The organism is Sphingobium sp. IP1 (assembly GCF_002708645.1).
In the GTDB taxonomy this organism is placed as follows: domain Bacteria; phylum Pseudomonadota; class Alphaproteobacteria; order Sphingomonadales; family Sphingomonadaceae; genus Sphingobium; species Sphingobium yanoikuyae.
The window spans coordinates 1-6,339 of sequence record NZ_NOIW01000175.1 but is presented as its reverse complement, the minus strand read 5'-3'; the positions used below and the strand labels follow the sequence as shown (position 1 = coordinate 6,339).

The 6,339-nt window shown below is 64.9% G+C and carries 6 protein-coding genes; 5 read left to right on the top strand and 1 reads right to left on the bottom strand.

Annotation, left to right across the window (positions count from 1 at the left end; genetic code table 11):
* The coding region (locus tag CG471_RS28435) for a Tim44/TimA family putative adaptor protein (RefSeq protein ID WP_099234506.1) at positions 1-549 on the bottom strand (549 nt) is incomplete at its 3' end.
* Between the two features lie 221 nt (positions 550-770).
* Between CG471_RS28435 and secB the strand changes: the two genes are divergently transcribed.
* From secB to CG471_RS28410, 5 genes are all read left to right on the top strand, one after another.
* On the top strand, positions 771-1,274 hold the full coding sequence (gene secB, locus CG471_RS28430) for a protein-export chaperone SecB (RefSeq protein ID WP_099234505.1): 504 nt from the start codon (positions 771-773) through the stop codon (positions 1,272-1,274).
* A 69-nt stretch (positions 1,275-1,343) separates the two neighbouring features.
* Positions 1,344-2,918: a murein biosynthesis integral membrane protein MurJ gene (gene murJ, locus CG471_RS28425; protein WP_099234504.1), complete on the top strand. Its 1,575-nt coding sequence runs from the start codon at positions 1,344-1,346 to the stop codon at positions 2,916-2,918.
* 21 nt (positions 2,919-2,939) lie between these two features.
* On the top strand, positions 2,940-3,944 hold the full coding sequence (trpS, locus tag CG471_RS28420; RefSeq protein ID WP_099234503.1) for a tryptophan--tRNA ligase: 1,005 nt from the start codon (positions 2,940-2,942) through the stop codon (positions 3,942-3,944).
* Between the two features lie 210 nt (positions 3,945-4,154).
* A complete protein-coding gene (locus tag CG471_RS28415) occupies positions 4,155-4,802 on the top strand; it encodes a DUF4136 domain-containing protein (RefSeq protein ID WP_004210337.1) in 648 nt (215 codons plus the stop codon).
* A 138-nt stretch (positions 4,803-4,940) separates the two neighbouring features.
* On the top strand, positions 4,941-6,182 hold the full coding sequence (locus CG471_RS28410; RefSeq protein WP_099234507.1) for a dicarboxylate/amino acid:cation symporter: 1,242 nt from the start codon (positions 4,941-4,943) through the stop codon (positions 6,180-6,182).
* The last annotated feature ends 157 nt before the right edge of the window (positions 6,183-6,339 follow it).

Here is a 6,339-nt window from a genome sequence, read left to right as displayed (position 1 = left end):
GGCAATGACATTGCCGTCCTTATCACGGGTGACGGCGGCAATGTCCGCCTCGAACCGCAGCGAAACTTCGGCGATACGGCCATTGACGCTGGCATCGACGATCTGCGCCTTCTCGATCCGCACCAGGCGATTGTCGAGCACGTGGCCCTCGGCTTCGCGCGCCGCGATCGCTTCCTCGAAGGAGCCGAGCACTTCGGCGTCGCACAGCCAGGCGAGTTCGTCGCGATCACCGCGCCAGAAGGCTTCCAGCACCATCTTATAGGCGCTCTTGGCGCCTTCGACGAATTGCGGCACGTCAAAGCTGCGATCGGCACTGATCAGCGCGCGCACGCCTGCTTCGCCCGTCGGGGTAATGAGCCCTTCGGCCAGACGAACCGAATCGCCCGTCGCTTCCGGCATCGGGCGGGGCTGCAACCCGCCTACCTTGGCGCGTTCCTCCGCCGGACGCAGCGCAGGCTCCTGCTCATGGCCCGTCCGCTTTCCAAGAACGGAATAGAGCCGCAGTGCCAGGAAGCCGGCAATCATGGCGAGGATGACGATCACGTACACGGAGGCAAATACCCTTTGTTCGGGATGATGTTCCATCAACATAGGCATGTTTGCACGATACTTCAAATATCGGCTTGCCCTGTAATGCGCAGCAATTGGCCGACGCTGCTTCCTGTCGGGTGGCATTGCCCTGATCTTTCGCCACTGCTAAGCGCGCGGATCGATATCGCGGGCCGTTCCGGCCCTTCGAGCAACGAACGATCAGCAAGGATTTGAGGACAATGGCCGACGAAGCCGACACCATCCAGACCAACGTGACCGGCAATGGCGCCGACACCGCGCCGCAGATCGCGCTGATCAGCCAATATGTGAAGGATCTGTCGTTCGAAAATCCGAACGCCCCGGCCGTCTATCAGTGGCAGGACCAGCCCCAGATCGACGTCCAGTTCAACATCGGCGCTGACCGCGTCGGTGACGAAGTGCTGGAAATCGCGCTGAAGATCGAAGTGAAGGCCGTCGCGCCGCAGGGCACCGCCTTTGCCGTCGAACTGGTCTATGCCGCGCTGTTCGGCATGCGCAACGTGCCCGAGGACCAGATCCAGCCCTTCATGCTGGCCGAAGCGCCGCGCCTCGTCTTCCCCTTCGCCCGCCGCGTGCTCGCCGATGCGATCCGCGACGGCGGCTTCCCGCCGCTGCTGCTCGACCCGATCGACTTCGGCGCGCTCTACCTGCAGCAGGCTGAACAGATGCAGGCGACCGCAGGCGAACCGGCCGGCCACGCCTGATCGCTTTATGCTTCTGATGTCCGTTCGGGCTGAGCCTGTCGAAGCCCGAACGGCATGGAGGGCCGCCGCATGAAATTGGTGAAGGCCCTTGGCTCGGTCGGCGGGCTGACGCTCGCCAGCCGGGTGCTGGCGCTGGTGCGCGATTCGCTCGCCGCCCGCTATGTCGGCGCCGGCTTTGCGTCGGATGCCTTCAACGGCGTGGCCTTCCGCCTGCCCAACATGTTCCGCGCCCTCTTTGCCGAGGGCGCCTTCTCCGCCGCCTTCATCCCGCTGTTCAACAAGAAGGCGGCCGGGCCGGGCGGCATGGCCGACGGCTATCATTTTGCCGAGCGTGCGCTGGCCGTGCTGCTGCCGGTATTGATCCTGTTCACGGTCGTCCTGCTGGCGGCGGCCTGGCCGATCACCTGGGCGCTGTCCGGCGGCTTTGCGCGCCAGAATCCGACCCCGGATCAGTTCGCCTTCGCCGTCACTTTATCGCGCATCACCATTCCCTATCTGGCGTTGATCAGCCTGGCTTCGCTGCTCGGCGGCATATTGAACTCGCTCGACAAATTCTGGGTCAATGCGGCCGCGCCGATCCTGCTCAACGTCGCGATGATCGCGGGGCTGTGGTTCTTCCACGGCGCCGACGAATATGAAACCGCGCGGGTGCAGGCCATGTCGGTCACGGTCGGCGGCGCGCTGCAACTGCTCTGGCTGATCTGGGCCTGCAAGCGGGCGGGCGTCTCGATGAAATTGAAACGCCCCCGGCTCGACGCCGATGTGCGCGAACTGCTGCGCCTCATCGTCCCCGCCGCCGCCGGTGCCGGCGCGTCGCAGATCAACCTGCTGATCTCCACCGCGCTGTCGGGCTGGCTGCTCGCCTCGGGCTCTATCACCTATATCTACTATGCCGACCGGTTGAATCAGCTGCCGCTCGGCCTGATCGGCATCGGCCTGGGCACCATTCTCCTTCCCACCATCTCGCGCATGCTGTCGAAGGGCGAGGATCAGGCGGCGATGGAGACGCAGAACCGGGGCATCGAACTCGCCCTGTTCCTCACCCTGCCGGCGACCGTCGCCTTCATCACCGTGGCCGAACCGATCGTGCGCGGCCTGTTCCAATATGGCCGCTTCAGCGCGGAGGACGCGATGCGCTGCGGCTGGGCGCTCTCCGCCTTCTCGATCGGCCTGCCCAGCTATGTACTCGTGAAGGTACTGACGCCGGGCTATTATGCGCGCGGCGATACGAAGACGCCGGTACGTTATGCGATGCTGTCGATCGCCATCAATATCGTCGGCAATCTCGCGATGATTCCGACCTTGGGCCATATCGGTCCGCCGCTCGCCACCGCGCTCTCCTCCACCGTCAATGTCGCGATGCTCTATCGCACGCTGGTCGCGCGTGGCCATTTTACGGCAGACCCGCAACTGCGCCGCCGTATCCCGCGCCTCGCCATGGCGGCGGTCGTCATGGGCCTGGCGCTCTGGGCGGGCGAGGATCTGCTCGATCCGATGCTCTCGGGCCCGATGGTCGGCCGCTATATCGGGCTTGCCCTGCTTGTCGGCGCGGGCGTCGCGCTGTACGGGCTGGCATGCTTCGTCACTGGCGCCTATCGCCTATCCGACCTCAAGGCGCTGATGCGGCGGCGAGGCACCCCATAACCAACAGAATGGATTAGAGTAATGCGCGTCCTTTCCGGCATCCAGCCCACCGGCAATCTGCACCTTGGCAACTACCTTGGCGCGATCCGCAACTGGGTGAAGATGCAGGACGAGATGGATGAAGGCAGCCAGTGCTTCTTCTTCCTCGCCGACATGCACTCGATCACCATCCATGAAGGGCGCGAACAGCGCATCCGCAATGTGCGCGACATGGCCGCCGCCCTGGTCGCCTCGGGCATCGATCCGGATCGCTCGGTCCTCTTCAACCAGGCCCGCGTGCCGGCCCATGCCGAACTCGCCTGGCTCTTGAATGGCACCGCGCGGATTGGCTGGCTCAACCGCATGACCCAGTTCAAGGACAAGGCAGGCAAGGACCGCGAGGGCGCGTCGGTCGGCCTGTTCGTCTATCCGGTGCTGCAGGCGGCCGACATCCTGCTCTATCAGGCGACGCATGTCCCCGTGGGCGAGGACCAGAAGCAGCATCTGGAGCTGTCGCGTGACATCGCCACCAAGTTCAACACCGACTTCGGCGCTGACGTCTTCACTCTGCCGGCTCCGATCATCCCCAAGGAATCGGCACGCATCATGTCGCTGCGTGACGGCACGGCGAAAATGTCCAAGTCCGATCCTTCGGACATGAGCCGCATCAACCTCACCGACGAGGATGATGCGATCATGACCAAGGTGAAGAAGGCCAAGACCGATCCCGAACCGCTGCCCGAAACGGCGGAAGGCCTGGCCGGTCGTCCGGAAGCGACCAACCTCATCGGCATCTATGCGACCCTGTCGAACAGCACGCCCGATGCGGTCTGTGCCCAGTTCGCAGGCAAGGGCTTTGGCGCGTTCAAGCCGGCGCTGGGCGAGTTGCTGGTCGAAACGCTGCGGCCGATGCGCGAGCGTTTCGTGGAACTGCGCACCGACGATGCTGCGCTCGACGCGATCCTCGACAAGGGCGCGGCCAAGGCTGCTGCTGCTGCCGAACCGACCCTGCGCGCGGCCTATGACGCCATGGGCCTGATGCGCTGACTGATGCCCTGATGCCACAGGGGGCGGGGAAAGAGTCCATCCCCTGTGGCAGGCATACGGAATGGGCGCCGCCACTCCGTCCCTTCATTGACCGGACATGGCTTGCGTCCAATCGACGGGTTGGTGCGTTCAAACGATGTTCAGTTGCGTTTTGCTAGAGCAGGGCGCAAGAAGACTAACAGGCATCCGCCTGATTCAGGACGCGAAAAAATGAAAGCTTTCAGCAAGATCGGCCTTTTCGCAGCGCCCGCGCTGGCGTTGGTGGCCCTGTCCGGCTGCGCCACGTCGTTCAAGGCGGACGTCGCCCGTTTCCAGCAACTCCCCGCACCCGCAGGGCAGAGCTACACGATCGTCGCCGACGATCCCAAGCTCGCCGGTGGGCTCGAATTTTCCCATTATGCCCAGATGGTCGGGCAACGCCTGACCCAGACCGGCTATGTCGCCGCAGGCGATCCGGCCAAGGCCGACCTCATTGTGCGTGTCGCCTATGATGTCGACAATGGCCGGGAGCGTGTGCGCTCCACCGGCGGCTTCGGACCGAGCCCCTATTTCGGCGGCGGCTGGGGCTATGGCCGTTGGGGCCGTCCCTGGGGCTATGGCTTCTATGATCCCTGGCTGTTCGGCGGCGCCGGCTTCAACGACGTGTCGAGCTACACCGTCTACACCAGCGATCTCAGCATGAAGATCGATCGTGCGGCCGATAATCTGCGCCTGTTCGAGGGCAAGGCCAGCGCCCAGTCGCTGTCCAACAAGCTGACCTATCTGGTGCCCAATCTGATCGACGCGATGTTCACCAATTTCCCTGGCCAGAATGGCGAGGATGTGAAGATCACCCTGCCGCCCGAAAAGAAGGGCTGAGCAGTCAAGATACGGTCGGCTCCCAGCCAGACCAAATTGGCCCGGCGATCCCTGCGATCGCCGGGCTTTCTTTTTGCCTGCAAGCTTTTAGGCTGATCGGCAGGGGAGCGATGCCGTCATGCATCAGGGGGAATGCACATGTCGTTGACGGTCAGGATCATGATAGCGCTGGTCGCGGGGCTGGCGTGCGGCATTGCGCTATCGGAATTTGGCGACGCGCTGGATGCGCGCATCGTCGATATTGCCCAGCCGGTCGGCAAGGCCTGGCTCAACGGACTGCAGATGCCGCTCATCCCGTTGATCTTCGCGCTGCTGGTCACCGGCGTCGCATCCGCCGCCAGCACGGCGCGGACCAGCGGCACGGCGACCCGGACGCTGATCCTCTTTGCGCTGCTGCTCACGGCCTCTGCGGCTGTCGCGGCGCTGCTGGGGCCGCTACTGCTGCAACTCTGGCCAGTGCCGGCTGGCGCTGTGGGGGCGCTCGCCGGTGCCGGTCCGACGACCGAGGTGCCCGGCGTGCGCCCATCGGCCGAATGGTTGCTGGGCTTCATTCCGGCCAACCCGATCCACAGCGCGGCCGAGGGGCAGGTCGTCGCGGTCGTCCTCTTCGCCCTCGTCTTCGGTTTCGCCGTGACCCGCGTGGCGGAGGAGCGGCGCATCGCGCTGACCGGCTTTCTTGCTGCGCTGGAGGACACGCTACTGATCGTCGTCGGCTGGGTGCTGTGGCTCGCGCCGATCGGGGTGTTCGCCCTGGCACTGGTGGCCGGTAGCCGCTCTGGCCTCGCCACCGCCGGGGCGCTGCTCCACTATATCGGCTTCATCGTCCTTATCTGCCTGACCGTGACGGCGCTGGTCTATCCGCTGGTGATCCTGCTGGGCCGGATCGCGCCCGGCCGCTTTGCCCGTGCGGTCTTGCCGGCCCAGCTCATCGCCTTTTCGACCCAAAGCTCGATCGCCTCGCTGCCGGCGATGATCGCAGCGAGCGACGGCCCGCTGGCGGTGCGGGAAAGCACGCGCTCCATCGTGCTGCCGCTCGCCATCTCGCTGTTCCGCATCACCAGTCCGCCGGCCAATCTGGGCGTCGCCCTTTATGTGGCGGCGATGAACGGGGTAGCGCTCGGCCCGCTCCAGATCGCGATGGGCGTGGCGGTCGCGGCGATCGTCAGTCTAGCGGCGGTGGGCCTGCCGAGCCAGATCACCTTCTTCACCACCACCGGCCCGATCTGCCTCGCCATGGGCGTGCCCGTAGAGGCGCTGCCGCTGCTGCTCGCCGTCGAAACCGTGCCGGACATTTTCCGCACCGTCGGCAATGTCACCGCCGACATGGGCGTAACCCGCATCATCGACCGCTTGGGCGGCGGAACGGGCACCAGGGATTGATGGCGAGAGCCGACCAGAAGCGGACATGTCCCCCCTCCCGTAAACGGGAGGGGGTTAGGGGGTGGGCTGGACGTCGCCCAAGCCCACCCCGCTGCGACTAACGCGCTACGCGCCTAAGTCTCGATGCCCCTTGTATCTGTGCCTGAGGTCATGAGGA